Genomic DNA, 25,826 nt, shown 5'->3' with positions numbered 1-25,826 from the left:
CCCCGGACGTACGACTCGCCCGGCCCGGACGTACGACTCGCGGGACCAACCCGCGAGTCGTACGTCCGGGTCCCGCGAGTCGTACGTCCGGGGCCGGTGAGTTCTGCGTTCGGGCTCCCGGGCCGCGGTCAGAGGTGGCGGATCACGCGGGCGGGGTTGCCGACCGCCACCACGTTCGCGGGCAGGTCCCGGGTCACCACCGCGCCGGCGCCCACCACGGTGTTCTCCCCGATGGTCACGCCCGGCAGCACGATCACGCCGCCGCCCAGCCACACGTTGTCGCCGATGGCGATGGGGCGGGCGCCCTCCCACTTCTCCCGGCGCGGCCCCGGCTCGACCGGGTGGGTGGGCGTGAGCAGTTGCACGTTCGGCCCGATCTGCACGTCCGCGCCGATCACGATGGGCGCCACGTCCAGCGCGACCAGCCCGACGTTCGCGAACGAGCGATCGCCCACGCGGATGTTCCAGCCGAAGTCGACCCGCAGCGGCGGCCGGATCACCACGCCCTCGCCGACCGCGCCCAGGTGCTCGGCCAGCAGCCGGTGCCGCAGCGCGCCGTCGCGCGCGCCGGTGGCGTTGTAGGCGGCCGTGAAGTCGTCGGCGCGCAGCACGTCCTGCTCCAGCGAGGCGTCGGCGACGTACGGCTCGCCCGCGAGCATCCGCTCGCGCATGGTCGGCTCGGGCATGTCACGACCGTACTGGGCGCGACTCTTGCGCACTCTCGCCGTTCCGCGTGAAGATATCGGCGTTCAGCAGCACTCTGGCCGAAGGATTTCCATGACGTCGATGTCGTCGTACGGTCTGCACCGCGTCCTGCACCCCGCCGGCGTGCTGCCGCAGCAGGCGTGGCGCCTGGACGCCGACGACACCTGCGGCCCCGACGAGGTCGTCCTGGACGTCGAACGCCTCAACCTCGACGCCGCCTCCTACCGGCAGCTGCGCGAGCAGCACGGCGTCGAGGGCGTGCGTCGCGCCGTGCTCGACATCGTCGCCGAGCGCGGCAAGGTGCAGAACCCCGTCACCGGCTCGGGCGGCATGCTGCTGGGCACCGTGCGCGCCGTCGGCCCGGACTCCCCGCTGGGCCTGCGGGTGGGGGACCGCGTCGCCACCCTCGTCTCGCTCACCCTGACCCCGCTGCGGGTCACCGACGACCTGCGCCGCTGGGACGGCGCCTCCGAGCAGGTCCCCTGCACCGGCACCGCCGTGCTGTTCGGCCGCTCCATCGCCGCCGTGCTGCCCGACGACCTGCCCGACGAACTCGCGCTGTCCGTGCTCGACGTGTGCGGCGCGCCCGCCCTGACCGACCGCGTCGTGCGCCGCCGCACGGCGCCGTCCGTGCTGGTCCTGGGCGGTGGGGGCAAGTCCGGGTCGTTGTCGCTGGCCGCCGCCCGCCGCGCCGGCGCGGGCCGGCTCACCGCCCTGGTGCCCACCGACGCCGAGGCCGACGCGGTGCGCGCCGCCGGGCTGGCCGACACCGTCGTCGTCGCCGACGCCCGCGACCCGGTCGCCGTGGCCGACGCCGTGGACCGGCCCGCCGACGTGACGGTGGTGTGCGTCGACGTGCCCGGCTGCGAGCACGGCGCGATCCTCGCCACGGCGGACGGCGGCACGATCGTGTTCTTCTCCATGGCCACCTCCTTCCCGACCGCCGCGCTCGGCGCCGAGGGGCTGGCCGCCGACGTGGAGATGCTCATCGGCAACGGCTACGTTCCAGGTCACGCCGCGTTCGCCCTCGACCTGCTGCGCGCCGAACCTGCCGTGCGGGCGCTGTTCGAGCACAGGCAGACTCAGCAAGCGTGATTACTCTGCTCGTGGGTGGGCGCATCCACTCCCCGACCAACCCCGACGCCACCGCGATGGCCGTGGACGACGACACCGTGGTGTGGCTGGGCCAGGACCCCGTGGGACGCGCCCTGCACCCGGACGCCCGCGTCGTCGACCTGGGCGGCGCGTTCGTCGCGCCCGCCTTCGTCGACGCCCACGTGCACGCCACCTCGGCGGGCCTGCTGCTCACCGGCCTGGACCTGACCGGCTGCCGCTCGCTGCACGACCTGCTCGACGCCGTGCGCGCCGCCCCCGGCCCCCTCGTGTGGGGTCACGGCTGGGACGAGACCGCCTGGCCCGAGCGGCGGCCCCCGACCCGCGCGGAACTCGACGACGCCGCCGCCGGCAAGCGCGTCTACCTCTCGCGCATCGACGTGCACTCCGCCCTGGCCTCCACCGCCCTGCTCGACCTCGTCCCCGCCGCCCGCGACGCCGACGGCTTCACCCCCGACGGCCCCCTCGCCCGCGCCGCCCACCACCACGTGCGCGGCGCCGCCAAGGACGCCATCCCCGCCGACCGCCGCCGGGCCGCCCAGCGGGCGTTCCTGCGCCACGCCGCCTCACGCGGCATCGCCTCCGTCCACGAGTGCGCCGGCCCCGACATCTCCAGCCGCGACGACCTGGCCGACCTGCTGGCCACCGACCTGCTCGACGTCGTCGGCTACTGGGGCTCGACCGACGGCGTCGACCTGCCCGTGCGCGGCCTGGCGGGCGACCTGTTCGTCGACGGCGCGCTGGGTTCCCGCACCGCCGCCCTGTGCAGCCCCTACGCCGACGCCGACACCACCGGCGCCCTCTACCTCGACGCGGACGCCGTCGCCGAGCACCTGGTGGCCTGCACCCGCGCCGGCGTGCAGGGCGGGTTCCACGTCATTGGCGACGCCGCCGTGGCCGCCGTCGTGGACGGCTTCGCCCAGGCCGCGGCGGTCGTGGGCACCCCCGCCCTGGCCGCCCGCCACCACCGCCTCGAACACCTGGAGATGGTCACCGCCGAGCAGGCCGCGGCGCTGGCCTCCCACGGCGCGGTCGCGTCCGTGCAGCCCCTGTTCGACCACGCCTGGGGCGGCCCGGACGGCATGTACGCCCAGCGCCTGGGGGTCGAGCGGGGGACGGCGCTCAACCCGTTCTCCCGGCTGGCCGCCGCCGGGATGATCCTGGCCCTGGGCTCGGACGCGCCGGTGACCCCGGTGGACCCGTGGGCGGCGGTGAAGGCGGCGGTGCACCACCGCACCGAGGGGCACGGCATCTCCCCGCGCGCGGCGTTCAACGCCCACACCCGGGGCGGCTGGCGGGCCGCGGGCGTCGACGACGGCGTCACCGGCACCCTCCAGCCCGGCGCGCCCGCCACCTACGCCGTGTGGGACGCCGCCGACCTGGAGGTCGCCGCCCCCGACAGCCGCGTGCAGCGCTGGTCCACCGACCCGCGCTCCCGGGTCCCGGCCCTGCCCGCCCTCGACGGCCCCGCGCCGGCGTGCCTGCGCACCGTGCTGCGCGGGCGGACGATCTTCGAGGGGGACCTGTGAAGGTCTTCATCTCCTGGTCCGGGGACGCCGAACGGCAGTTCGCGCGGTTCCTGCACGCCTGGCTGCCGCTGGTGATCCAGACGGCCAAGCCGTGGATGTCCGAGGTCGACATCGCCAGGGGGAGCCACGCCATGCGTGGCCTGGGTGATCAACTCGACCAGGTCGCCTTCGGCATCGTCGTGCTCTCGGCGGCCAACCAGCACTCACCGTGGATCAACTTCGAGGCCGGCGCCGTGTCCAAGAGCGTGACCGAAGCGAGTCTGGTGCCCCTGCTGCTCAACCTGCCGAAGACCGACGTCGTCGGTCCCCTGGCACAGTTCCAGGCCGTCGACGCCGCGAGCAAGGCGGAAGTGCTGCAACTGGTCGAGGCGATCAACGCGCGCCTGCCCGAGCCGCTGTCCGCGCTCGCGCACTTCGTCGACCGCGAGTGGTCGGCGTTCGAAGCGGCCGTGCGGACCTTCCGCGACGCGCGACCGGAAGCGGGGCAGCGGCGCACGGACCGCGAACTCCTCGACGAGGTCCTCCTCGCAGTGCGCGAACTCGGCCGTGACGGCGCACCCGGCCGCCACACCACCAACCAGGTCGTCAACATCGAGTCGGGTCCGGTTCACGTGCACCTCCGCGACCCGGGCACCACAGAGATCAACTTCCCTCAGCCCGAGCACGGACAGGAGTGACACATGGCGTTGCTCGACCTCGACCCGGCGGTGGTCGCCAAGGCACGCGCCCTGGCCGCACGGGCCGCCGAACCGGTCGTGGGCATCGCGAAGGCCCACACCACGGTGGCGGTCGAGCGCGCCACGCTGCGGCTGGCCGGCATCACCGGCGCGGACTCCACCCACCGCGCCGGTGACGTGCCGTGGGTCAACCGGGTCGTGGACACCGTGCGCGAGCACTGCGGCCTGGAGCACGGCGCCGCGCTGCCCGTCTTCCACGCCCTGCGCGAGCACGACCTCACGAGCCTGACCGAACTGGCCGAGGCCACCGCCGCCGGGCAGGTCTCCTACCGGGTGCCCGGGGGCCGCGACCGCACCCGCGCCGAGAAGGCCGCCCGCGCCGCCGTCACCCGCGGCATCCGCACGGTCGACCGCAACCGGGCCACCCGCGACAAGCTCGTCGCCAAGCTGGGCGACCCCGCGCGACGCCCCTGGATCTACCTCATCGTGGCCACCGGCGACATCGACGAGGACGTGGTGCAGGCGTGCAACGCCGCCCGCGCCGGGGCCGACGTCATCGCGGTCATCCGCTCCACCGGGCAGTCGCTGCTGGACTACGTGCCCGAGGGCGCCACCCACCACGGGTTCGCCGGCACCTACGCCACGCAGGAGAACTTCCGCATCATGCGCGCCGCCCTGGACGCGGTGTCCAAGGAGGTCGGCCGCTACGTGCGCCTGACCAACTACGCCTCCGGGCTGTGCATGCCCGAGATCGCCGTCCTGGCGGGCCTGCAACGCCTGGACATGATGCTCAACGATTCCATGTACGGCATCCTCTTCCGCGACATCAACCCGATCCGCACCTTCGTCGACCAGCGGTTCTCCCGCCAGGTCCACGCCCGCGCCGGGATCGTCATCAACACCGGCGAGGACAACTACCTCACCACCGCCGACGCCGTGGACGCCGCGCACACCGTCACGGTGTCCCAGCTGCTCAACGAGCACTTCGCGCACGAGGCCGGGCTGCCGGACCACCTGCTGGGCCTCGGGCACGCCTTCGAGATCAACCCGGCCGTGCCCGAGTCGTTCCGCCTGGAACTGGCCCACGCCCTGCTGGCCCGCGAGTTGTTCCCCGACGCGCCGCTGAAGTGGATGCCGCCCACCAAGCACATGACCGGCGACGTGTTCAAGGGCTACCTGCTCGACGGGTTCTTCAACCTCGCGGGCGTGCTCACCGGCCAGTCGATCCTGCTGGTCGGCATGATGACCGAGGCCGTCGTCACCCCGTTCCTGTCCGACCGCGACCTGGCCCTGGCCAACGTCCGCTACGTCCTCGACGCCGCCGGGGGCCTCGCCGAGGACTTCCGGCCCGCGCCGGACGGGCTGATCGTCAAGCGCGCCCACCAGGTGCTCGGTGAAGCCGTCGACCTGCTGGAGCGCATCGTCGCCGACGGCCTGCTCGACGCCATCGCCGACGGCACCTTCGGCCTGATGAAGCGCCCCGCCGACGGCGGCAAGGGCGCCGACGGCGTCGTCGCGAAGGCCGATGACTACCTCAACCCGGCCTCCGAGCTGCTGGAGGAGCGGCCATGAGCGAGACGAGCAGGACGACCGAGCGGCACGTGCGCCCCTACGGCGACACCACCGGCGACGGCATGGTGCAGACCTCGTTCACCCTGCCCGTCCCGGCCGGCCCGCGCGCCGACGGCGCCGCGCAGCAGCTGGCCAACCGGATGGGCATCGACCCCGCGATGGTGGTGCACTCCCACCCCATCGGGGAGGACTTCACCTTCTTCGTCGTCTACGGCTCGGTGAAGCACGTCGTGGACCTGGACGAGGTGCGCGTGGTGGAGCGCGAGTACCCGCTGCTCCCGCCCGGCGAGGTCAACGCCGCGCTCAGGGGGCTGCTGCGCCGCAAGCTCGTCGTCGTGGGCGCCTGCATCGGCACCGACGCCCACACCGTCGGCATCGACGCGATCCTCAACGTCAAGGGCTTCGCGGGGGAGAAGGGCCTGGAGTACTACCGCGAGCTCAAGGTGGTGAACCTGGGCGCGCAGGTCCCGGTGCCCGAGCTGGTCCGCCGCGCCCGCGCGGAGAAGGCCGACGCCGTGCTGGTCTCCCAGGTCGTCACCCAGCGCGACGCCCACCTGCTCAACACCCAGGAGATGTCGGCGGCGTTCCGCGAGGCGATGGGGGAGCGGCGCCCGCTGCTCATCGCCGGCGGCCCCCGCTTCGACCCGCTGATGGCCGGCGAGCTGGGCGTGGACCGGGTCTTCGGCCGCGGCACCACCCCCGGCGAGGTCGCCAGCTACCTCGTGCACGCCGTGAAGACGAAGAAGGAGACCGCAGCGTGAGCCCGACCGAGGGTTTCTCCGTCACCCACCGCCGCTACGTGCCGCACTCGCACGCCCACTACGGCGGCAACCTCGTGGACGGCGCCTACGGGCTGGGCCTGTTCGGCGACGTCGCCACCGAGCTGCTCATCCGCACCGACGGCGACGAGGGCCTGTTCGCCGGCTACTCGCACGTCGAGTTCGCCGCGCCGATCCTCGCCGGGGACGTGGTCGAGGCCACCGCCACCCTCGTGCGGGTGGGCACCCGGTCGCGCGAGATCGAGTTCGAGGTCCGCGTGGTGTGCCGCTCCGCGCCCGAGCGCGGCCCGTCGGCCGCCGACGTGCTGGACCCGCCGGTCGTGGCCACCCGCGCCCGCGGCACGGTGGTCGCCCCCGAGCGGGATTAGCCGCGGACTCGCGGGTCTCGGCGCAGCGCGGCTTCGGCGCGCCACGCCGGAAGCGGGGGACGCGCCGTCCCGGCTCACGCTCTGCCACTATCGACGCGTGATCAGCCTCGATCAGGCTTCGTCCGTGCCGCCCTACGAGCAGGTGCGGTCCCAGTTCGCCCGCAAGATCACCGACCGCGAGCTGGCGGTGGGCACCAGGTTGCCGACCGTGCGGGCGCTGGCCGCCGACCTGGGCATCGCGGTCAACACGGTGGCCCGCGCCTACCGCGAGCTGGAGGAGGCGGGTCTCATCGAGACCCGCGGCAGAGCGGGCACGGTGGTCAGCGCGGCGGGGGAGCGCAGCCGGGAGCGGGTGCTGCGCGCCGCCCGCGGCTACGCCGCCACCGCCCGCGAGCAGGGCCTGAGCGCCGACGAGGCGTTGGAGATCGTCCGCGCCGCGCTGGCGGGGTGAACCACCCGTAGGGTGACCAGCCGTGGCAGCCGAACACAGCGACCCGGCCCGGACCCTCGCGGTGCTGTGGCGCACCCACGAGCGCAGCGCCCGCAAGGACCTGGGCGTGGACCGCATCGTCACCGCCGCGGTCGCCCTGGCCGACGCCGAGGGCATCGGGGCGCTGTCCATGCGCCGGGTGGCGGAGAAGCTCGGCGTGGGCACCATGTCGCTCTACACGCACGTGCCGGGCAAGGCCGAACTGGTCGACGTGATGGTCGACCACGTCAACGGCGAGACCGCCCGGTCGGCGGACGTGCCCGGCGGGTGGCGGGGCAGGCTCACCAGTGTCGCGCGGGAGAACTGGGAGCTGCACCTGCGCCACCCGTGGCTGCTGGAGGTGCCCACGAACCGGGCCGTGCTGGGGCCCAACGTGGCCGCGAAGTACGACTACGAGCTGGGCGCCGTGGACGGCATCGGGTTGACCGACGTGGAGATGGACTCGGTGCTGGCCCTGGTGCTCGGCCACGTGCGCACCGCCGCCCGCGTCGCGGTGGAGGCCGCCCGCACCGAGCAGCGCACGGGCCTGACCGACGAGCAGTGGTGGCGGGCCGCCGCGCCGTACCTGGCGAAGGTCTTCGACCCCCGCCGGTTCCCCCGGGCGGCCCGCGTGGGCGCCGCGGCGGGGGAGGCCCACGGCGCGGCCCACGACGGTGAGCACGCGTTCGCCTTCGGGCTGGAACGCGTGCTCGACGGCGTCGAGGCGCTGGTGCGGTCCCGGCAGGCGGGTCAGTAGGCGGCCTTGGGCATCATCGCCCACAGCACGATGTAGACCAGGAACTGCGGACCGGGCAGCAGGCACGACACCACGAACAGCAGTCGCACCGTGCTCGCCTTCCAGCCGTAGCGCGCGGCCAGACCGGCGCACACGCCCGCGATCATCTTCTGGCTCTGGGGCCTGCTCAACGTCGTCATGTCTCCACCATCCCTGCGTTCCGGCCCCCCGACATCGGTGGACACCCTGATCCCTACCCAGGGGAGGCCCGCGGCAATCCAGGGCAACCTCGACAGCCCCGAGACGTCGTAGTCACCCGGTCGTGTGATCCTTCGGTGGTGCGAGAGGTCTTACTCAGCGTGCTGGACATCCAACGCGCGCGCGCCGACAGCCCCCCTCGGGACATCAACACCTACAACCACGAACCGACGCGTCGCCGACGCAGCCTCGTCACCGACGTCCTGACCGGGCGGCTTCGCCGGCGCTTGCCCGTCCTGCGCGCGAACTCGGTCGACGACCTCGACGTCTCGGCCAAGGACGGCCAGGGCAGACCGGCCGAGGTCCCGTGGGCGCGGGTGCACTCCCGCAGCCGCTCACCGCGGGCGCGCGACGGCTGGTACGCGGTCTACCTGTTCGACGCCGTGGGTCAGAGCGTCTACCTGGCACTGATGCAGGGCACGACTACCGGTGACAGCGACGCGCCGGTCGACAGGGCGGACGAGGATCTCGTCGCGCGGTCGTCGTGGGCACGGCAGGCGTTGGGCGACGACCTGGCGGCCCGCTCTGACCTGCTGTTCGCCGTGGACCTGAAGGGCCGTTCCGGCAAACGCGCCAAGGGCTACCAACTGGGCACCGTGGCCGCGTTCGAGTACCGGCGCGACGCCGTGCCCGGCGACGACGTGCTCGACGCTGACCTGCTGTTCCTTACGGCGGTCCTGGCTCGGCTGCACGAGATCGAGGAGAGCCCCGAGGTCGCGGAGGCGGTCGAGTCGGCGTCGCGCACGGCAGGACGTGCGCATGGCGGCGGTCAGGGCTTCGGGCTCGACCGGGCGGGCCGGGTCGCGGTGGAGGGGCGTGCGGTCCGGCTGGCGCGCGAGCACCTGGAGGCCGAGGGGTGGACGGTGCGGGACGTGGGGGCCGTCGAGTCCTACGACCTGGCCGCCGTTCGCGGCGACGAGCGGTTGTTCGTCGAAGTCAAGGGCACCACATCGGCCGGCACGCAGGTCGTGCTGACCCGCAACGAGGTGCTGCTCAACGCCGAGCGCCACCCCGACACGATGCTGATCGTGGTGAGCGGCATCGTGCTGGGCAACGGACGGGCGCACGGGGGCCGGCTGAGGGTGGTGCACCCGTGGCGGGTGGAGGAGGACCTGAGCCCGATCTCCTACCGGTACCGAGTGCGGTGATTTCGCACCGGATGTCCGGATCGGGGTGACGGCGGTCGCCCGCCGTACGGGGTCCTGACCTGCTCCTCGTAGGCTGATCGCGTGGTCGCTCCCCCTGTGGCGCCGGGTCAGCCCGCCGCCGACACGCCCCCCGCCCGCCGTCGCCGCGACGTGCGCGGCACGCTGCTGCGGGTGCTGCTGGCCGCGGCCGGTGGCGTGCTGGTCTACCTCAGCTTCCCGCCGCGCACCGCGTGGTGGCTCGCGCCGCTGGGGTTCGCCGTGCTCGGCGTGCTGGTGCACGGTCGCCGCGCGCGCGCCGGGTTCGGGCTGGGCCTGGTGTGGGGGCTGGGGTTCATGGCGCCGCTGCTGCGCTGGACCGGCGAGTTCGTGGGCCTGATCGCCTGGCTGCCGCTGGCACTGGTGTGCGCGCTGCTCATCGCGGTGGGCACGGCGGCGATGGCGGTGGTGTCGAGGGTGCCGGGCGCGCCGCTGTGGATGGCGCTGGTGTGGGTGGCCGACGAGGCGCTGCGCGCGGTGTTCCCGTTCGGCGGGTTCCCGTGGGGCAAGATCGCCTTCGGGCAGCCCGAGGGCTGGTACCTGCCGCTGGCGTCGCTGGGCGGCGCGCCGCTGGTCGGGTTCGCCGTCGCGCTGACCGGCTTCGGCCTGGCCCACCTGGGCCGCGACTGGCGGGTGGGAGCGCCGCTGGTGGTGCTGCCGCTGGTCGCCGGGCTCGCGGCGACCGCGCTCGTGCGCACCGACCCCGACCAGGGCGAGGTGACGGTCGCCGCGGTGCAGGGCAACGTGCCGCGCGCGGGCCTGGACTTCAACTCCCAGCGCCGCGCGGTGCTCGACAACCACGTCGAGCGGACCCTGGAGCTGGCCGCCGACGTCGACGCGGGGCGGGCGCCGAGGCCGCAGCTGGTGATCTGGCCGGAGAACTCCTCCGACATCGACCCGTTCCGCAACGTCGACGCCGCCGCGCAGATCCAGCGCGCCACCGAGGCGATCCGCGCGCCCATCGCGGTGGGCGCGGTGGTCGTCGACCGGGCCGACAACCTGCCGCGCAACACGGTGGTGCTGTTCGAACCGGGCGTGGGCGCCACCGACTCCTACACCAAGCGCCAGCTGCAGCCCTTCGGCGAGACGATGCCCTACCGGGAGTTCTTCCGGATCTTCAGCGAGACCGTGGAGCGCGCGGGCCGCTTCCAGCCGGGCGACGACCCGACCGGGTTCGCGGTCGGCGACGTGCGGGTGGCGATCGACACCTGCTATGAAGTGGCCTTCGACTCGGTGGTGCGCGACTCGGTGCTCGCGGGCGGTGGGGCGAACCTGATCGCGATCCCGACCAACAACGCCACGTTCGGCTACACCGAGATGACCTACCAGCAGTTGGCCATGTCGCGGGTGCGGGCGGTGGAGCACGGCCGGGCGGTGGTGGTCTCGGCCACCTCCGGGGTGAGCGCCATCGTGGCCCCGGACGGCTCCGTCACGCAGCGGACCGGCATGTTCACCCCGGACGCTCTGGTGGCGACGCTGCCGCTGCGGGGGGAGGCTACGCTTGCCACCCGGCTCGGTGCATGGCCCGAGTGGGTGATGACCGCTCTGGGTCTGGCGGCCGTGGCGTTCGGCTCGGCAGTGGGCTTGGCACAGAGAAGACGACGATCGCGTCCGACCCCTGGTGCGGGTGTCGGCGAGGAGGAAACGGATGGCGGACCAGCAGGCGCAGCCTGACCGCGAGCTCGGGCCGGTGCTGGTGGTGATCCCGACCTACAACGAGCGGGACAACATCGGGACGATCGTGAAGCGGCTGCACGCGGCTCTGCCGCAGGTGCACGTGCTCGTGGTCGACGACGGCAGCCCGGACGGGACGGGGAAGGTCGCCGACGAGATGGCCGCCGCGGACGACCGGGTCCACGTGATGCACCGCACGGAGAAGGCGGGCCTGGGGGCGGCGTACGTGGCCGGGTTCCGGTGGGCGCTGGAGCGGCGGTACGCGGTGGTCGTGGAGATGGACGCCGACGGCTCGCACGCCCCGGAGGACCTGCCCCGGCTGCTGGACGCGCTGGAGGACGCCGACCTGGTGCTCGGCTCGCGGTACGTGCCGGGCGGCAGCACGGTGAACTGGCCGAAGTACCGGCAGCTGATCTCGCGCGGGGGCAGCGTGTACTCGCGGCTGGCGCTGGGGGCGAAGGTCAAGGACATCACCGGCGGCTTCCGGGCGTTCCGGGCCGAGGTGCTCGACCGGCTCAAGCTGCACACGGTGGCCTCGCAGGGCTACTGCTTCCAGATCGACCTGGCGTGGCGGACGATCGAGCTGGGCTACCGCGTGGTGGAGGTGCCGATCACGTTCACCGAGCGTGAGATCGGCGAGTCGAAGATGAGCGGCGACATCGTGCGCGAGGCGTTGTGGCGGGTGACGAAGTGGGGCGTGCGGCGGCGCGCGACCCAGCTGCGCGACCTGTTCGCGCCGAAGGCGAAAGCGCCGGGCAACCGCTAGTCGCGGGGGAGCGGGCACGACGGAAGGGGCCTGTCGGATCGATCCGACAGGCCCCTCGTCACGCGTCTCGCGTCAGGCGGTGCGGGTGCGCCGTCCCTTGAGCTCCTCCAGCCGCTCGTCGAGCAGCTCCTCCAGCTCGGGGATGGTCCGGCGCTCCAGGAGCATGTCCCAGTGCGTGCGCGGCGGCTTGACCTTCTTCGCCTCCGGCTCGGCACCGTCGATGATCTTCGACTCCTGGCCGTGCAGGCGGCATTCCCAGGTGTGCGGGACCTCGGCGTCGTCGGAGAACGGGACCTCGAAGTCGTGACCCTTGGGGCAGGCGTACCGCACCGACCGGCGCGGGGCGAGATCGTGGTTGCGGTCGGTCTCGTAGCTGACTGCTCCGAGCCGGCTGCCCCGTAGAACGCGGTCGGCCATGGCGGTGTCCTTTCGCTCGGCTCAGGGCCGGGGCCCAGGCTTGTTGCTCACCGAGTGCAACGATCGGACTGCTCCGTTCGTTCCCGGCTTCGTGGTCATCGTCGCCCACAGTGACGTCTTTCACCCGTCAACGAAGGCTTCCTCCTAAGGGAGGCAATCGCGGGCGGTTCGTGACGCGTTATCAAGCTACCGGGACACACCATCACACTGATGGAGTAGCCCCGGTAGAAGTCGTGCGGCTGCGACAGCTTAGACCGAACACTCTGGGCGACGTCACAGCGGGCTTAACGCACGAGTAGTGACGCCCGTCATGCTTGCGGTCACGGAAAGTCAATTCGGACATCGTACCCGTGCCCGGACACGCTGCGTGCGGGAGCGGTCCGGGGAGCGGGCGGGGGCGGCGGCGGACATGAGGATGTATCACCCGTCCGGCCCTCACCCAAACGCAGGTCGACGTCCTTCACTCTCTCGATGACTTCAGTGTTGCGCGAAAACAACTATCCCGTCGAGCCTGTCGAGCAGCTCGCGCTGGGCCTTAACGATCTTCACACGCGCCTGGACCAGGGAGAACCACGCCGCGCGGTCGATCTCGGGGAACTCTCGCAGCTGCCCGGAGCGCGGCGGCCACTCCATCGTGAAGGTCCCCGGAACCACCTGATCGGGGTCGAGGTCGGCGGCCAGGGCGAAGGCGTGCACGACCTTGCCGCCGGCTTGGCGGACCTCGCCCAGCGGCACCAGTTCGCCCTCGGGCACGGGCAGGCCCAGCTCCTCGGTGAACTCGCGGCGCGCGGTGGTCTCGGGGGCCTCGTCGTCGCCGTCGGGCTCGCCCTTGGGGATGGACCAGGCGCCGTCGTCCTTGCGCGCCCAGAACGGCCCGCCCATGTGGCCGAGCAGGACCTCGACGCCCGCCCCGCCCCGGCGGTGGAGCAGGATGCCCGCGCTGCGCCTGCCCGTCCCGTGCTTGCCCGTCATGGGGGCCAGTGTGCCGGGCACGGGGTCAGCCCTTGCGGCGGGTGCGCATGTGGATCTGCTCCCCCTGCTTGCCGAAGAGGCTGAGCACCTCGACGGGCTCGTCGCCGGCGGGGCCGAACCAGTGGGGCAGGCGGGTGTCGAACTCGGCGGCCTCGCCGGGGGCCAGGACGACGTCGTGGTCGGCGAGCACGAGGCGCAGCCGCCCGGACAGGACGTAGAGCCACTCGTAACCGGTGTGGGTGCGCGGGTCGGGTTCGCCGCGCGGCGGGATGATCATCTTGTACGCCTGGAGGCCGCCGGGCTGCTGGGTGAGCGGCAGGACGGTCATGCCGTTGCGGCGGACGGGCACGGGGCGGATGCGGGGGTCGCCCACGGGCGGCGCGCCGACCAGTTCGTCGAGGGGCACGCGGTGGGCGCGGGCGATGGGCAGCAGCAGTTCGAGGCTGGGGCGGCGCTGCCCGGACTCCAGTCGGGACAGGGTGGACTTGGAGATGCCGGTGGCGTGGGCGAGGTCGGCGAGGGTGGCGCCGCGGCTGGTGCGCAGGTGCCGCAGGCGTTCGCCGACCTTGCCGAGCACGTCGTCGGCGGGGTCGTGCGGGGGTGGGGCGTCGGTCATGGTGGTGTCCCGGTCTCGGCAACGGTGTTTGCCCATTGTGGGACGGCGGGGGTCGTCGGGGCCACCGTGCCGGGCTCAGGTGAGGCTGAGCTGGCGTCCGCTGACGGCGTGCGGGCCGAGGTCGCCGGTGCGGTAGTGGGTGCGGCACAGGACCTGGTAGCGGACCTCTTCGGCGACGACGGCGGTGTCGGCGACCAGGACGGTGTCGCCGGCGCGGACGACCTCCCCGTCGTGGACGCGGGCGTTGAAGCGGCCGGCGCGCCCGCACCAGCACAGGACCTCGACCTGGATGGCGTTGAGCTCGTCGGCGAGTTCGAACAGCCGCCGGGAGCCGGGGAACAGGGTGCTGCGGAAGTCGGTGGCCAGGCCGAAGCAGTAGACCTCGACCTGGGCGTCGTCGGCGAGTTCGGCGAGCTGGTCGACCTGGGCGGGGGAGAGGAACTGGGCTTCGTCGACGATGACGTAGTCGACGCGGGTGCCGGCGGCCCAGCGTCGGCGGACCACGGCGCACAGGTCCATGTCCTCGTGCACTTCGAGGGCGTTGCGGGCCAGGCCCATGCGGCTGGAGATGGTGGGGGTGCCGGAGCGGTCGTGGCGGACGAGCAGCAGGCCGCTGCGGCCCTGTCGTGCCTGGTTGTGGTCGATCTGCAAGGCCAGGGTGGACTTGCCGCAGTCCATGGGGCCGAAGAAGAACCGCAGTTTCCCGGTGGGGGACACGCCGCGCCCGGCGCCGGCTGCGGGCACGGACGACAGGGCGTCGGTGGGGTCGAGGTCGGGATTCGTCGGTTCCACGGCGGGCCACCCTAATGCGCGGTGCCGTCGGCGTGATCAGCGCCTCCTGCGCGCCGTGCGGGGCGGGGGCCCGCCACCCGTCCGGGGGTTCTTCCGGTGCCGTCGGCGTGCCCCGCGCGGCGCGGTGCGCGGTGGCCGGTACGGTCCCGACCGCGTCGGGCCCCTCCGGGCGGCCGTCGAGGCACCGGCCCCTCCGTACCGGTGGTGGATGCGCGCCCGGACGCCGTGCCTCCTCCGTCATCCCCCTTGATTATTTCAGTGTCGCCCGAGAACGACGAAAACCGGAGTCGGGGAGCCCCCGCGACGCGCTGTCCCGAACAACGCTGCTGTGGACGATATATACCGTGACGCGATATAACCTGCGGTGTGAAGGGTATGTCCGAGCAGGCGTTCCTGGTGTTGACCGCGTTGGCCGAGGGGCCGTTGCACGGTTACGCCGTCGTGCGGTCGGTGGAGGAGTTGTCCGAGGGGCGGGTGCGGTTGCGGGTGGGGACTCTCTACGGGGTGCTGGACCGGCTGGTGGTGGAGGGGCTCGCGGAGCGGGAGCGCGAGGAGGTGCACCAGGGGCGGTTGCGGCGGTACTACCGGTTGACCGACGACGGGGTGCGGGCGTTGTCGGCGGAGGTGGCGCGGTTGTCGGCGAACGTGCGGGCGGCGTCGTCGGTGCTGCGGGCGCGGGGTGCGCTGTGAGCGGGGACGGCGCGCAGGGCGATCCCGGGGAGGTCGGTTCCGGGGTGGCCGGGGTGGCGGACGTGTCGCGGTTGGAGCGCCGGTACCGGTCGCTGCTGCGGGTGTTGCCGCGCTGGTACCGGGTCGAGCGCGAGGAGGAGATGGTCGGGATCTTCCTGGCCGACCGGGGTGACGGGCTGGACCAGGAGTACGGCTGGCCGGGCTGGGGCGAGGCGGCGGCGACGGCGGGCCTGGCGGTGCGGGTGCGGTTGGGCGCGGGTCGTGCGGCCGGGTCGGTGGTGCGGCTGCTGGGTCTCGCGGGGTTGCTGGGACAGCTGGTGCTGGCGGCGCAGTCGTGGTCGGCGGCGGTGTGGTCCGGTGCCCTCGGGTCGGGTGCGGCCGGGGTGGGTGGTGTGCCGCCGTGGGCGTGGTGGGCGGACGTGGTGGTGCTGGTGGCGTTCGCGTGCCTGGTGGCGGGGCGGCGTGCGGCGGGTCGGGTCGTGGCCGGGGTGGCGGCGGTCCTGGCGTCGTCGCCGGTGCTGGTGGAGTGGGTGCGGGCCCCGTCGGCGGTGTCGTGGTGGCCGCTGGTGTTCGCGGGGCCCGCGTGGGTGGCGGGTGCGGCGGTGGTCGCGGGTTTCCACGCGGAGGCGCCGCCGGTGTCGCGGCGGTGGTGGGTCGCGGGCGCGGCGGGTGTGCTGTCGGGGGCGGTGTCGGGGCTGCTGGTGCCGTTGTCACCGGTGTCGGTGCTGGCGGCGTGGGTGGTGACCGCGGGTGCGGTGGTGGCGGCGCGGCCGTGGGCGGGTGTCGGCGGCGCGGTGCCCGGCCGGTAGTGCGGTGACGGCGGCGTCCCCCGGTGTCGGGGACGCCGCCGTCGGTTTCGGAGTCCGTGTCGGGCTGCGCGGGGTCAGACCTTGACGGGGACGGGGTTGCCGGAGGCGGTGATGGCCCTGCGGACCGGCACGAAGATCATCAGCACGAAGCCGATGACGAAGAACGCCACGAGGGAGATGATCGCCAGCCGGAAGGAGCCGGTGGCCTGGCCGACGCCGGCGAACACCAGCGGGCCGAGCCAGGAGGTGGAGCGCTCGCCGACCTCGTAGAGGGAGAAGTACTGGGCTTCGCGGCCGGGCGGGATCATCTGGGAGAACAGCGACCGGGACAGGGCGTTGGTGCCGCCCAGGACGATGCCGATGCCGGCGGCGAGGCCGTAGAACTGGAACTGCTGCCCGGCCTGGACGAAGAACGCCGCGGTGACGACCACGATCCACACGCACAGGCTGACCATGATGGTGCGCTTGGCGCCCCAGGCGCGGGCGGCCCGGCCGTGCAGGAGTCCGCCGAAGAAGGCGACGAACTGCACGATGAGGATGGTGGTGATCAGGACGGTCTCGTCGAGCTTGAGCTCGTCGCGGCCGTACTGGGCGGAGACGTTGGCGACGGTGGCGATGCCGTCGGTGTAGATGAGGTAGGTGGCCAGGAACGCCAGGGTCAGGGGGAACATGCGGGCCTGGCGCATGGTCTGGCGCAGTTCGGCGAAGCCGGCGGTGATGGCGCCCGCGCCGGTCTCGGTGCCGTGGGGTTCCTGGTGGCGCTTGAGGCGGGCGAGCGGGATGAGGGTGAAGCCCGCCCACCACAGGCCGGACAGGACGAACCCGACGCGGACGGCGGCGCCTTCGGAGAGGCCGATGGCGTCGTGGCCGACGAACAGGGCGAGCTGCACGGCGAGGGCGAGCCCGCCGCCGAGGTAGCCGAAGGCCCAGCCGCGGGAGGAGACGGCGTCGCGTTCGTCGGGGGTGGCGATCTCGGGGAGGAAGGCGTAGTAGACGACGACGGAGGCGCCGTAGCAGATGTTGCCGAGGATGAACAGGGCGACGCCGAGGTGCCAGTTGTCGCCGCCGACGGCGGCCAGGGCGATGGTGGCGGCGGAGCCGGTGAAGGCGAGCACGGCGAGCATGCGCCGCTTGTTCTGGGTGCGGTCGGCGACGGCGCCCATGACGGGCAGGACGACGACCTGCACGACGGTGGCGATGGAGAGCAGGTAGCCCCAGAGGGACCCGGCGGGGAAGTAGGCGCCGAAGAGGGAGATGTCGCACTGCTTGAGCGACCCGTCCGCACAGGCGTTCGGGCCGTTGCGCGCGGTGTCGGCGATGGCGGCTTCCTTGGCCACGGCGGTGAGGTAGCCGGAGAGGAACACGGTGACCACGGAGGTGGGGAACACCGAGTTCGCCCAGTCGTACCAGGTCCAGCCGCGTTGTTCCCGCTTGCGGTCCACGGCGGGTGCTGTGCTGTCGGCCACGCTCATGGGGGCGGACTGTATATCGAGCGCCACCCGTTGGTGGTGATCACCACCAACCTGTTGCCTTTTGGCCCACGGCCGGCCACCGGGGCACGACCGCCGTACGGGTGTCCTCGCGCGTCCGTGCGGTCCTTCGGGCGGGCGCGGGGTGTCAGGCGCTCCAGGCGCCGCGGTCGCGCAGGACGGCGCGGAGCCGGTCGGGGCGGTCGGTGACGAGGCCGTCGACGCCGAGGTCGAGCAGTGCGCGCATCTCGGCGTCGGTGTCGACGGTCCAGACGTGCACCTCCAGGTTGCGGCGGTGGGCGGCGCGCACGAAGCGGGGGTCGACGACGGTGAGCCTGCCGCTGGTGCGCGGGACCTGGGCGATGAGGCCGCGCACGGGCAGCGCGGGCACGCGGGTGCGGCCCGCGGCCCACAGGGCCCCGGCGGAGCGGGGCCCCATGGAGGTCATCAGGTCGGGGCCGCCGAGCCGGCGCAGGCGGGCGAGGCGCTTGTCGGAGAACGAGGCGAGGCAGACGCGGTGCGCGGCGCCGGTGCGGCGCAGCACGTCGAGGACGGGGCCGACGGCGGAGTCGGCCTTGACGTCGACGTTGAGCAGCGCGTCGGGCAGTTCCTCGAGGAGGTCCTCGAGGCGGGTGACGGGTTCGCGGCCGCCGACGTTGGCGCGGCGCACGGCGGACCAGGGCTGGGCGGCGACGGGGCCGGAGCCGTCGGTGGTGCGGTCGAGGGTGCTGTCGTGGTGGACGACGACGACCCCGTCGGAGGTGGCGTGGACGTCGGTCTCCAGGTACCGGTAGCCCTCGGCGGCGGCGCGCCGGAACGCGGCGAGCGAATTCTCCATGCCGGCCAGCTCGTCGAGGTGCCAGCCCCGGTGGGCGTAGGCCCGGGGGTGGGGGCCGGCGAGGTACGGGTGGGTCGCGGTCACACCGGCAGAGTCTGCCCTGGCGGCGTGGCGCGGGGGTGACCGGTGGGTAGCGGGATACCGTCGCGCGCCATGGAGCGGGTGCTGTGGAGTTGGTGACCGAGTCCGACGCGGCGCGCCGGGAGGACGCCAGGCACTGCGCCTGGTGCGGGCGCCGCCTGCCCGACAACGGCCGGATAGGGCGTCCGCGCAGGTATTGCGCGCAGCCGTGCCGGCAGCGCGCCTACGAGCGGCGTGCGGCGGTGCAGCGCGGGGGGTTGCCGGAGGACGCGGTGGTGCTGTCCTCGGGTGAGCTGGCCGATCTGCAGGACCGGTTGTTCCAGCTGCGCTGCGCGGCGGAGGACGTGGCGACCGCGGCGGCGGACGGGGCGTCGGAGGAGGAGCTGCGGCGGTTGGCCGAGGAGCTCGTCGGCACCGCGCGGGGCCTGGAGCGGCTGCGCTGATCCCCGCAGCCCCCGCCCCCGGCTTGCCCGTCGCCGGTGATCTCGACCATCATGGCGCGCGGGTGGCGAGGAGGGGCGCGTGAACGGCGACGGCGCGTTGCACCGGGAGGTGCTCGACCGGGCCGACGTGGGTTTCGGTGTGACGGATCACGGCGGTGTGCTGGCCTGGGTGAACCCGGCGTTGGCCGAGGTCCTGGGGGTGCCCGCGGAGCAGGTCGTGGGCCGGTCCCTGCCGGCGCTGCTGCCCGGCGCGCCCGAACGGCCCCGCTCGGGCCTGGCGCTGCTGACCCCTTCGGCGCACCGCAGTGGTCACCGGTGGCTGGAGGTGGAGTGCCGTCCGTTGGACGACGACCGCCTGCTGTACCGGGTCGTGGACGTGACGGCGTGGCGCGACCGCGAGATGGAGGCCACGCACGAGGCGGACGCGTTGCGCCGGGCGCAGGTGCTGGGCCGGATGGGCACGTGGGAGTGGCACGTCGCCGAGGACCGGGTGGTGTGGTCGGACGCGCTGCTGGAGATGTTCGGGTTCCCGCCGGGCACGAGCCTGGACTTCGACGGCTACGCCGCGCTGGTGCACCCGGACGACCTGGCGATGATCCAGGCGACGCTGGAGGAGGCGATGCGGTCGGGCGCGGGGTTCTCCTACACCCACCGCATGCTGCCCGGTGAGGACGTGCCGCAGCGGTGGTTCGAGTGCTTCGGCGAGGTCGAGACCGACGCGGACGGCACCCCGGTGCGGGTGCTGGGCACCGCGCACGACATCACCCGGGCGCGGCGGGTGCACGACGAGCTGCTCGCGCTGGCCGAGCAGGACCCGCTCACGGGCCTGGCGAACCGGCGCGCGGTGACGCGGGAGCTGGAGCGGGAACTGGCCACGGGCGGCTCGGGGTCGATGCTGCTGCTGGACCTGGACAACTTCAAGGACGTCAACGACCTGCGCGGGCACGCCGTGGGCGACCGGCTGATGAAGACGTTGGCGGCGGCGCTGCGGTCGCGGTTGGCGCCCTCGCAGCTGATCGGCCGGTTGGGCGGCGACGAGTTCGCGGTGGTGCTGCCGGGGTGCGGGCCGGCGCAGGCCGCGCGCACGGCCGAGGTGCTGCGCGACGCGGTCGCGCGGCTGCCGCTGGTGGGGCCGGCGGGCAAGGTGACCGTGTCGACCGGGGTGGCCGAGTACGGGTCGGGCGACACGTGGGAGCTGGTGCTGGCCAACGCCGACCTGGCGCTGTACGCGTCGAAGGCGGCGGGCCGCAACCGGGTCACCGTCTACGAGCCGGGCCACTACGCGGACACCGCGAAGCGGGTGTCGGTGCTGGACCGGTTGCGGGCGGCGCTGGACCACGGCGGGCTGGAGCTGCACGCGATGCCGATGGTGCAGTTGGCCACGGGCCGGACGCTGGGGCACGAGCTGCTGCTGCGGCTGGCCGACGGGAAGGAACCGTACCTGGGGCCGGCGGAGTTCCTGCCGGAGGCGGAGCGGTCGGACCTGGTGCTCGACATCGACCGGTGGGTGCTGTCGACCGCGATCGACGCGCTGGTGCGCCACCCGGACCCGGAGCTGCGGTTCAACGTCAACGTGTCGGGCCGCACCCTGGAGGACGAGGACTTCGGCGGGTTCGTGCTGGACCGCCTCGCCACGGCGGGGGTGGCACCGGGCCGGTTGGGGCTGGAGATCACCGAGACGGCGGCGGTGACGAACCTGGACGCGGCGCGGGCGCTGTCGTTGCAGCTGCGCGCGTTCGGGTGCCGGATCACGCTCGACGACTTCGGGTCGGGCTTCGGGTCGTTCGTGCACCTCAAGCACCTGCCCATCACCGGTATCAAGATCGACGGCGAGTTCGTGCGCGGGATCGACGAGCGGTCCACCGACGCGGTGCTGGTGGCGGGGATCGTGGAGATCGCGCGGGGGCTGGGGTTGTCGGCGGTGGCGGAGTGGGTGGAGCGGCCGGCGCAGGTCGAGGCGCTGATGCGGCTGGGGGTGCGGATCGGCCAGGGGTTCCACCTCGGGCGGCCCGTGCCGCTGGCGCAGGTCCTCTCGGGCCGGCCGAATGGGCCGAACGGCGCATTGTCGCCGCGCATGGCCGGTGCGGAGGATGGGGCGCGCTCCTAGCCCGCCCCGCCGACCACCCCTCGCCCGACCACCGCTGTCCGATCCGCCCCGCCGCCCCGATGGGAACCACCACCGTGCCCGCTACCGTCCACAGCCCAGCGCGCGGTGTGCGCCGCGTCGAACTGGGCGTCCCCGAACCCGAACCGATCGCCGAGTTCTACGCCGCGCTGCTGGGCTGGGTGATCATCGCCGAGCCGGACGGGTCGTTCACCGGCTGGGTCGGCGACCGGCTCGCCACCCGCGTGCACGCCGGGCAACCGGGGCTGAGGGTGGTGTTCGCCGGCACCGAGCCACGCGAGCTGCGCGAGGGCATGGCGGTGGACCTGGGACGGGTGCTGCACGGCCCGTGGGCACCGGGACCGCGCGCGGGGGAGCCGTGCTGGGTCGAGCACATGGGCCCCACCGCCGACGACTACTGGGCCGGCGAACTGGGCTGGGAGGTGCGCGACCCGGACGCGGACTTCACCCTCTACGACGCCGTGCCGGCGGGGGAGCGCCGCCCGGTGGCCGGTCGCCTGGCCAGCGGCCGCGGCGGCTGGACGTGCTACTACGCGGTGCCCGACGTCGCGCGCACGGCCCGGGAGGTCGTGGAGCTCGGCGGAGGTGTGCTGCTGGGGCCGATCACGGTGCCCACCGGCACGGTCGCGGCGCTGACCGACCCGGCGGGCACGGTGATCGCGGTGCTGGAGGACCCGCCCGGCTGGGGCGGCGCCTGGAGCGCCTGACACACCCCCGCCGGCGACCCCGTCAGGCGGTGCCGAGTTCGCGGCGCAGGTGTTGCAGGGCCCGGTGCTGGGCGACCCGCACGGCACCGGGGGTGGAGCCCACGGCCTTCGCGGTCTCCTCCGCCGACAGCCCGACCACGACGCGCAGCACCAGGATCTCGCGCTGCTTGTCGGGCAGCAGCCCCAGCAGCGACCCCATGTGCCGCGACAGCTCGCCCTGCAACACCCGCTGCTCGGGACCGGGATCGTCGCCGGCGTCGTCGGGGACCTGCGGCACCGGCTCGGCACGATCGCGGGCGGCGGCACGGTACGCGTCGGCGACCTTGTGCGCGGCCACGCCGTAGACGAACGCCAGGAACGGCCGGCCTCGCTCGCGATAGGTCGGCAGCGCCCGCAGCACACCCAGGCACACCTCCTGGGCGATGTCGTCGGCGGACGCCGAGGCCCGCTCACCGCGACCCACACGGGCCCGGCAGTAGCGCACGACGAGAGGGCGGATGCTGGCGAGCAGCGCCTCGGTGGCGTGCCGGTCACCGGCCACCGCGGCATCCAGGACCACGGCGTCCAGGACCGAGTCGGAGGGCACCGGCACGACCTCCGACCTCGTCTCCGCGTCCACACCCGCGCCGGGGGCGTCCGCACCGCTTCCCCGGCCGTCCACCACCGCGCCAGCCACGGCCGACGACCCGTCCCCGGCAGGCCCCCCGCCGAGGACGACAGCGCCACCCGGGGGCCCGTCCCGGGCAGGTGCCCCGGACAAGGCCGGGCCGATCGGCGTCACAGGCGCGATGCGTGTCCCCACGACCCACCACTGTCGCCCCACCGGGCCCGAATCACGCCGCAATCGTGCGCGATCAACCCCATCCTCACCCCCCGGGGGGATACCCGGACCGCTCCGGGACCCTTCAGCCGGCCAACCCCGGCGGGAAACCGCCCGTCGCCACCGGCCCCCACCGCTCGATCCGCACGCGGATCAACGACTTGCCCTGACGGAGCATCGCCTCGCGGTACTCCTCCCAGTCCGGGTGCTCACCGGAGATGCACCGGTAGTACTCCACCAGCGGCTCCAACGCCTCCGGCAGGTCCAGCACCTCGGCACTGCCGTCCACCTGCACCCACGGACCGTCCCAGTCGTCCGAGAGCACGCACAGGCTCACCCGCGCGTCACGGCGGGCGTTGCGGACCTTCGCACGCCCCGGGTAGGTGGAGACCACGACCCGGCCCTCCGCGTCCACACCGCACGTCACCGGCGAAGTCTGCGGACCCCCGTCACCACGGGCCGTGACCAGCAGCGCCCGGTGGCGCGGTCGCAGGAACTCCAGCAGCTCGTCGCGCGACACGGTGTCGGCGGTGGCGATCCTCGGCATGCCCGAAGCCTAGACCGCACCCTGGGCGCCGGTAGAGCCCCAGCGCCCGCAGCCAGAGCACGCGGGCCCGTTCGTGCCGGCCGAGAACGCGGTGCGGGCGGCCCAGGTACTCGAAGGTCCCCGCCACGTTGGCCGTACGACCGAGCGAGCGGCCGAGGCCCGTCCGGACACCGACCACTCGGGCGTCGCCACCACGGGCACCTCCCCGGCCACCGACCGCCGACACCCCCGATCCACCCCACCGGCACCACAGGGGGAGCGGCCGGGAACGACACCGACACCCCACCACCGGAGCACCGACCCCTACCGCGGCAGCGGCGACGCCCCACCCACCCCGAACAAGTCCCCGTCCACCGCCACCCGCTCACGCACCTCGTCCGCCAGGAACACCAGGTCCTGCGGCGACCGGCACGCCTCCACCTCCGCCCACGACACCGGCGCCGACACCGACGGCACCGCCCGCGCCCGCAACGAGTACGGCGCCACCGTCGTCTTCGCCGGGTTGTTCTGCGACCAGTCCACCAACACCCGACCCGGCCGCAACGCCCGCGCCATCCGCCACACCACCTCGCCCGGCGACTCATCCGCCAACCGCCGCGCCACCGCCTTCGCGTACTCCGACGTCCGCGACGGCGACGACACCCGCACCGACGCGTACACCTGCAACCCCTTCGACCCCGACGTCTTCACCCGAGGCGACAACCCGTCACCCTCCAACACCGCCCGCACCCGGCACGCCACCGCACAACACTCCACCACCGACGCCGGCTCACCCGGGTCCAAGTCGAACACCACCAGGTCGGGGGAGTGGCGCGCACCCCGCGCACCCACCGTCCACTGCGGCACGTGCAACTCCAACGCCGCCAGGTTCGCCAACCACACCAGCGTCGCCAACCCCTCCACCACCACGAAATCCGCGAACGCCGCCCCCTTCGCCGACCCCGGCGTCGCCAACCGCACCGTCCGCACCCACTCCGGCGCGTGCGACGGCACGTTCTTCTCGAAGAACGACCGACCACCCACCCCGTTCGGAAACCGCCGCACCGTCAACGGCCGCCCCCGCACGTGCGGCAACAACACCGGCGCGATCCGCGTGTAGTAGTCGATCACCTCCCCCTTGGTGAACCCCACCTCCGGATAGAGCACCTTGTCCAGGTTCGTCAGCCTCAACCGACGCCCCTCCACCCGCACCAACGCCTCAGAGGTCGACACGACGCACCTCCCCGGGCACCTTGTCCGACCGCAACCCCCGCCACACCGCGAACCGCAACCGCCCGTCCGTCGTCCACCCCCGGTGCACCACCTCACCCACCAACTCCGGACGCACCCACCGAGCACCCCGCGCCCGAGCCCGCGGCACCACCCCACCCGCCGTCGACGCGAACGGCGACACCCCCACCTCCAACGCCCCCAACCGCCGCGTCAACCCCTCCAACTCCGCCTGGTCGAACCCCGTCCCCACCGACCCCGCGAACACCAACCCACCCTCACCCCGCACACCCACCAACAACGACCCCACCACCCCCTTCCGCTTCCCCTCACCCGGCCGCCACCCCCCGACCACCACCTCCTGCGCCGCCACCGCCGTCACCTTCACCCACTGCGCCGACCGCACACCCGGCACATACCGCGAATCCAGCCGCTTCGCCACCACCCCCTCCAACCCCTGCTCACGCGACGCCGCCAACACCGCCGCACCCTCACCCGGGAACGACCGCGGCACCACCCAATGAGCCCCCGCCAACCCCAACCCCTCCAACAACTCCCGCCGCCGCTCGTACGGCAAACCCACCGTGGGGGACCCGTCCAGGTGCAACACGTCGAACACCAGGTACGTCACCGGCACCCGACCCGCCAACCGCCGCGCCTGCGCCGCGGTCGCGTGCAACCGCTGCTGCAACGCCGCGAAACTCGGCCGACCACCCGCCAACGCCACGACCTCGCCGTCCAACACCACCTCGGTCGCACCCAACTGCGCACCCAACCCCTGCAACTCCGGATACGTCCCCGTCACGTCATTGCCCAACCGCGACACCAACCGCACCCGGCCGCCCTCCACCCGCGCCAGCGCCCGCACCCCGTCCCACTTGAACTCGAACGCCCACCCCGCCGCCGGCTCCGGCAACCCCACCGCCGCCGTCGCCAACATCGGCGACAACGACTCCGGCAACGCCACCCAATCCGGCCGCACCGCCCCGTGCCGCCGCCGCACCATCCAGTCCTTCCCCCCACCCGACCGGCGGAAGAACACGAACTCCCCCTCCACCCGCGACCCGTGCAACACCACGTCCACCTCGCGGTCCGACCACTTCACCACCTCGTAGCGACCGCGATCCCAGACCACCATCCGCCCCGCCCCGTACTCGCCCCTCGGAATCACCCCCGAAAACGACGCGTACTCCAACGGGTGATCCTCGGTGCGCACCGCCAACCGGATCGTCCCCGGCTCCGACGGCAACCCCTTCGGCACCGCCCACGACACCAGCACCCCACCCCGCTCCAACCGCACATCCCAGTGCAGACTCGACGCGTGGTGCTCCTGGATCACGAACGTGTCGTCACCACCGTGCGGCAACACCGCACCCTCGGCCGGAACGGGCTCCGGCGTCCGCCCCGGAACCCGCTTCCGCCGGTACTCCGAAAGATCCCCACCCATCCCGCGCGCCCAGG

General features: G+C 73.5%; 28 protein-coding genes. 16 read left to right on the top strand and 12 right to left on the bottom strand.

What is annotated here, in order from left to right; all coding sequences use genetic code 11:
- Positions 1 to 128 precede the first annotated feature (128 nt).
- Entirely contained in the window at positions 129 to 686 is a 558-nt protein-coding gene (locus tag J2S66_RS11150) for a sugar O-acetyltransferase (RefSeq protein WP_310306850.1), read from the bottom strand.
- A gap of 100 nt (positions 687 to 786) precedes the next feature.
- Between J2S66_RS11150 and kdd the strand changes: the two genes are divergently transcribed.
- The 8 genes from kdd to J2S66_RS11110 all read left to right on the top strand — a co-directional run bounded on the left by kdd (position 787) and on the right by J2S66_RS11110 (position 7,969).
- A complete protein-coding gene (gene kdd, locus J2S66_RS11145; protein ID WP_310306849.1) occupies positions 787 to 1,800 on the top strand; it encodes an L-erythro-3,5-diaminohexanoate dehydrogenase in 1,014 nt (337 codons plus the stop codon).
- A gap of 56 nt (positions 1,801 to 1,856) precedes the next feature.
- Entirely contained in the window at positions 1,857 to 3,347 is a 1,491-nt protein-coding gene (locus J2S66_RS11140; protein WP_310314753.1) for an amidohydrolase, read from the top strand.
- Positions 3,344 to 4,024, top strand: a complete 681-nt coding sequence (locus J2S66_RS11135; RefSeq protein ID WP_310306848.1) for a toll/interleukin-1 receptor domain-containing protein — start codon at positions 3,344 to 3,346, stop codon at positions 4,022 to 4,024. The genes J2S66_RS11140 and J2S66_RS11135 overlap by 4 nt, the downstream gene beginning before the upstream one ends.
- A gap of 3 nt (positions 4,025 to 4,027) precedes the next feature.
- A complete protein-coding gene (gene kamD / locus J2S66_RS11130; protein WP_310306847.1) occupies positions 4,028 to 5,596 on the top strand; it encodes a lysine 5,6-aminomutase subunit alpha in 1,569 nt (522 codons plus the stop codon).
- Complete coding sequence (gene kamE / locus J2S66_RS11125; protein WP_310306846.1) at positions 5,593 to 6,357, top strand: lysine 5,6-aminomutase subunit beta; 765 nt, start codon at positions 5,593 to 5,595, stop codon at positions 6,355 to 6,357. Before kamD ends, kamE begins: the two co-directional genes overlap by 4 nt.
- Complete coding sequence (gene kal / locus J2S66_RS11120) at positions 6,354 to 6,743, top strand: 3-aminobutyryl-CoA ammonia lyase (protein ID WP_310306845.1); 390 nt, start codon at positions 6,354 to 6,356, stop codon at positions 6,741 to 6,743. The genes kamE and kal overlap by 4 nt, the downstream gene beginning before the upstream one ends.
- Positions 6,744 to 6,840: 97 nt before the next feature.
- Positions 6,841 to 7,194: a GntR family transcriptional regulator gene (locus J2S66_RS11115; RefSeq protein ID WP_306750568.1), complete on the top strand. Its 354-nt coding sequence runs from the start codon at positions 6,841 to 6,843 to the stop codon at positions 7,192 to 7,194.
- 22 nt (positions 7,195 to 7,216) lie between these two features.
- A complete protein-coding gene (locus J2S66_RS11110; RefSeq protein WP_310306844.1) occupies positions 7,217 to 7,969 on the top strand; it encodes a TetR/AcrR family transcriptional regulator in 753 nt (250 codons plus the stop codon).
- Here the strand turns inward: J2S66_RS11110 and J2S66_RS11105 are convergent.
- Complete coding sequence (locus tag J2S66_RS11105; RefSeq protein ID WP_306750570.1) at positions 7,963 to 8,148, bottom strand: PspC domain-containing protein; 186 nt, start codon at positions 8,146 to 8,148, stop codon at positions 7,963 to 7,965. The genes J2S66_RS11110 and J2S66_RS11105 overlap by 7 nt on opposite strands.
- A gap of 138 nt (positions 8,149 to 8,286) precedes the next feature.
- On the opposite strand from J2S66_RS11105, the gene J2S66_RS11100 reads away from it, so the two are divergent.
- The 3 genes from J2S66_RS11100 (at position 8,287) to J2S66_RS11090 (ending at position 11,830) form a co-directional block, all read left to right on the top strand.
- Positions 8,287 to 9,354, top strand: coding sequence for an MrcB family domain-containing protein (locus tag J2S66_RS11100; RefSeq protein ID WP_310306843.1), 1,068 nt, complete (start codon positions 8,287 to 8,289; stop codon positions 9,352 to 9,354).
- Positions 9,355 to 9,435: 81 nt separating this feature from the next.
- A complete protein-coding gene (lnt, locus tag J2S66_RS11095) occupies positions 9,436 to 11,064 on the top strand; it encodes an apolipoprotein N-acyltransferase (RefSeq protein ID WP_310306842.1) in 1,629 nt (542 codons plus the stop codon).
- On the top strand, positions 11,039 to 11,830 hold the full coding sequence (locus J2S66_RS11090; protein WP_310306841.1) for a polyprenol monophosphomannose synthase: 792 nt from the start codon (positions 11,039 to 11,041) through the stop codon (positions 11,828 to 11,830). Before lnt ends, J2S66_RS11090 begins: the two co-directional genes overlap by 26 nt.
- A 72-nt stretch (positions 11,831 to 11,902) precedes the next feature.
- On the opposite strand, the gene J2S66_RS11085 is transcribed toward J2S66_RS11090, so the two are convergent.
- The 4 genes from J2S66_RS11085 to J2S66_RS11070 form a co-directional block, all read right to left on the bottom strand.
- The gene (locus J2S66_RS11085) at positions 11,903 to 12,247 is read right to left on the bottom strand and encodes an RNA polymerase-binding protein RbpA (RefSeq protein ID WP_310306840.1); all 345 of its coding nucleotides are present in this window, start codon (positions 12,245 to 12,247) and stop codon (positions 11,903 to 11,905) included.
- A 477-nt stretch (positions 12,248 to 12,724) separates the two neighbouring features.
- The gene (locus J2S66_RS11080) at positions 12,725 to 13,219 is read right to left on the bottom strand and encodes an NUDIX hydrolase (RefSeq protein ID WP_310306839.1); all 495 of its coding nucleotides are present in this window, start codon (positions 13,217 to 13,219) and stop codon (positions 12,725 to 12,727) included.
- Between the two features lie 25 nt (positions 13,220 to 13,244).
- Positions 13,245 to 13,835, bottom strand: a complete 591-nt coding sequence (locus J2S66_RS11075) for a helix-turn-helix domain-containing protein (protein ID WP_310306838.1) — start codon at positions 13,833 to 13,835, stop codon at positions 13,245 to 13,247.
- A 75-nt stretch (positions 13,836 to 13,910) separates the two neighbouring features.
- The gene (locus J2S66_RS11070; protein ID WP_310306837.1) at positions 13,911 to 14,627 is read right to left on the bottom strand and encodes a thymidine kinase; all 717 of its coding nucleotides are present in this window, start codon (positions 14,625 to 14,627) and stop codon (positions 13,911 to 13,913) included.
- A 375-nt stretch (positions 14,628 to 15,002) separates the two neighbouring features.
- Between J2S66_RS11070 and J2S66_RS11065 the strand changes: the two genes are divergently transcribed.
- Complete coding sequence (locus J2S66_RS11065; RefSeq protein ID WP_306750586.1) at positions 15,003 to 15,317, top strand: PadR family transcriptional regulator; 315 nt, start codon at positions 15,003 to 15,005, stop codon at positions 15,315 to 15,317.
- Positions 15,314 to 16,126: a hypothetical protein gene (locus J2S66_RS11060; protein WP_310306836.1), complete on the top strand. Its 813-nt coding sequence runs from the start codon at positions 15,314 to 15,316 to the stop codon at positions 16,124 to 16,126. Before J2S66_RS11065 ends, J2S66_RS11060 begins: the two co-directional genes overlap by 4 nt.
- A 74-nt stretch (positions 16,127 to 16,200) precedes the next feature.
- On the opposite strand, the gene J2S66_RS11055 is transcribed toward J2S66_RS11060, so the two are convergent.
- Both J2S66_RS11055 and J2S66_RS11050 read right to left on the bottom strand, forming a co-directional pair.
- Entirely contained in the window at positions 16,201 to 17,598 is a 1,398-nt protein-coding gene (locus J2S66_RS11055) for an MFS transporter (protein WP_310306835.1), read from the bottom strand.
- 145 nt (positions 17,599 to 17,743) lie between these two features.
- Positions 17,744 to 18,517: a glycerophosphodiester phosphodiesterase family protein gene (locus J2S66_RS11050; protein WP_310306834.1), complete on the bottom strand. Its 774-nt coding sequence runs from the start codon at positions 18,515 to 18,517 to the stop codon at positions 17,744 to 17,746.
- An 83-nt stretch (positions 18,518 to 18,600) separates the two neighbouring features.
- Between J2S66_RS11050 and J2S66_RS11045 the strand changes: the two genes are divergently transcribed.
- The 3 genes from J2S66_RS11045 to J2S66_RS11035 all read left to right on the top strand — a co-directional run bounded on the left by J2S66_RS11045 (position 18,601) and on the right by J2S66_RS11035 (position 21,789).
- On the top strand, positions 18,601 to 18,957 hold the full coding sequence (locus J2S66_RS11045; RefSeq protein WP_310306833.1) for a hypothetical protein: 357 nt from the start codon (positions 18,601 to 18,603) through the stop codon (positions 18,955 to 18,957).
- A gap of 79 nt (positions 18,958 to 19,036) precedes the next feature.
- The gene (locus tag J2S66_RS11040; RefSeq protein WP_310306832.1) at positions 19,037 to 21,064 is read left to right on the top strand and encodes a putative bifunctional diguanylate cyclase/phosphodiesterase; all 2,028 of its coding nucleotides are present in this window, start codon (positions 19,037 to 19,039) and stop codon (positions 21,062 to 21,064) included.
- A 74-nt stretch (positions 21,065 to 21,138) separates the two neighbouring features.
- Entirely contained in the window at positions 21,139 to 21,789 is a 651-nt protein-coding gene (locus J2S66_RS11035) for a VOC family protein (protein ID WP_310306831.1), read from the top strand.
- 22 nt (positions 21,790 to 21,811) lie between these two features.
- On the opposite strand, the gene shbA is transcribed toward J2S66_RS11035, so the two are convergent.
- The 4 genes from shbA to ligD (J2S66_RS11015) all read right to left on the bottom strand — a co-directional run bounded on the left by shbA (position 21,812) and on the right by ligD (J2S66_RS11015) (position 25,812).
- Positions 21,812 to 22,375 carry an RNA polymerase sigma factor ShbA gene (gene shbA / locus J2S66_RS11030; RefSeq protein ID WP_310314750.1) on the bottom strand — a complete coding sequence of 188 codons (564 nt, stop codon included), beginning with the start codon at positions 22,373 to 22,375 and terminating at the stop codon, positions 21,812 to 21,814.
- 319 nt (positions 22,376 to 22,694) lie between these two features.
- Complete coding sequence (locus tag J2S66_RS11025; RefSeq protein WP_310306830.1) at positions 22,695 to 23,156, bottom strand: PPOX class F420-dependent oxidoreductase; 462 nt, start codon at positions 23,154 to 23,156, stop codon at positions 22,695 to 22,697.
- Between the two features lie 303 nt (positions 23,157 to 23,459).
- Positions 23,460 to 24,368, bottom strand: coding sequence for a non-homologous end-joining DNA ligase (gene ligD / locus J2S66_RS11020; RefSeq protein WP_310306829.1), 909 nt, complete (start codon positions 24,366 to 24,368; stop codon positions 23,460 to 23,462).
- On the bottom strand, positions 24,355 to 25,812 hold the full coding sequence (gene ligD, locus J2S66_RS11015) for a non-homologous end-joining DNA ligase (RefSeq protein WP_310306828.1): 1,458 nt from the start codon (positions 25,810 to 25,812) through the stop codon (positions 24,355 to 24,357). The genes ligD (J2S66_RS11020) and ligD (J2S66_RS11015) overlap by 14 nt, the downstream gene beginning before the upstream one ends.
- Between the last annotated feature and the right edge of the window lie 14 nt (positions 25,813 to 25,826).

The organism is Saccharothrix longispora, from assembly GCF_031455225.1.
In the GTDB taxonomy this organism is placed as follows: domain Bacteria; phylum Actinomycetota; class Actinomycetes; order Mycobacteriales; family Pseudonocardiaceae; genus Actinosynnema; species Actinosynnema longispora.
The sequence above is the reverse complement of the archived record's forward strand: the minus strand, read 5'-3'. Positions and strand labels throughout refer to the sequence as shown.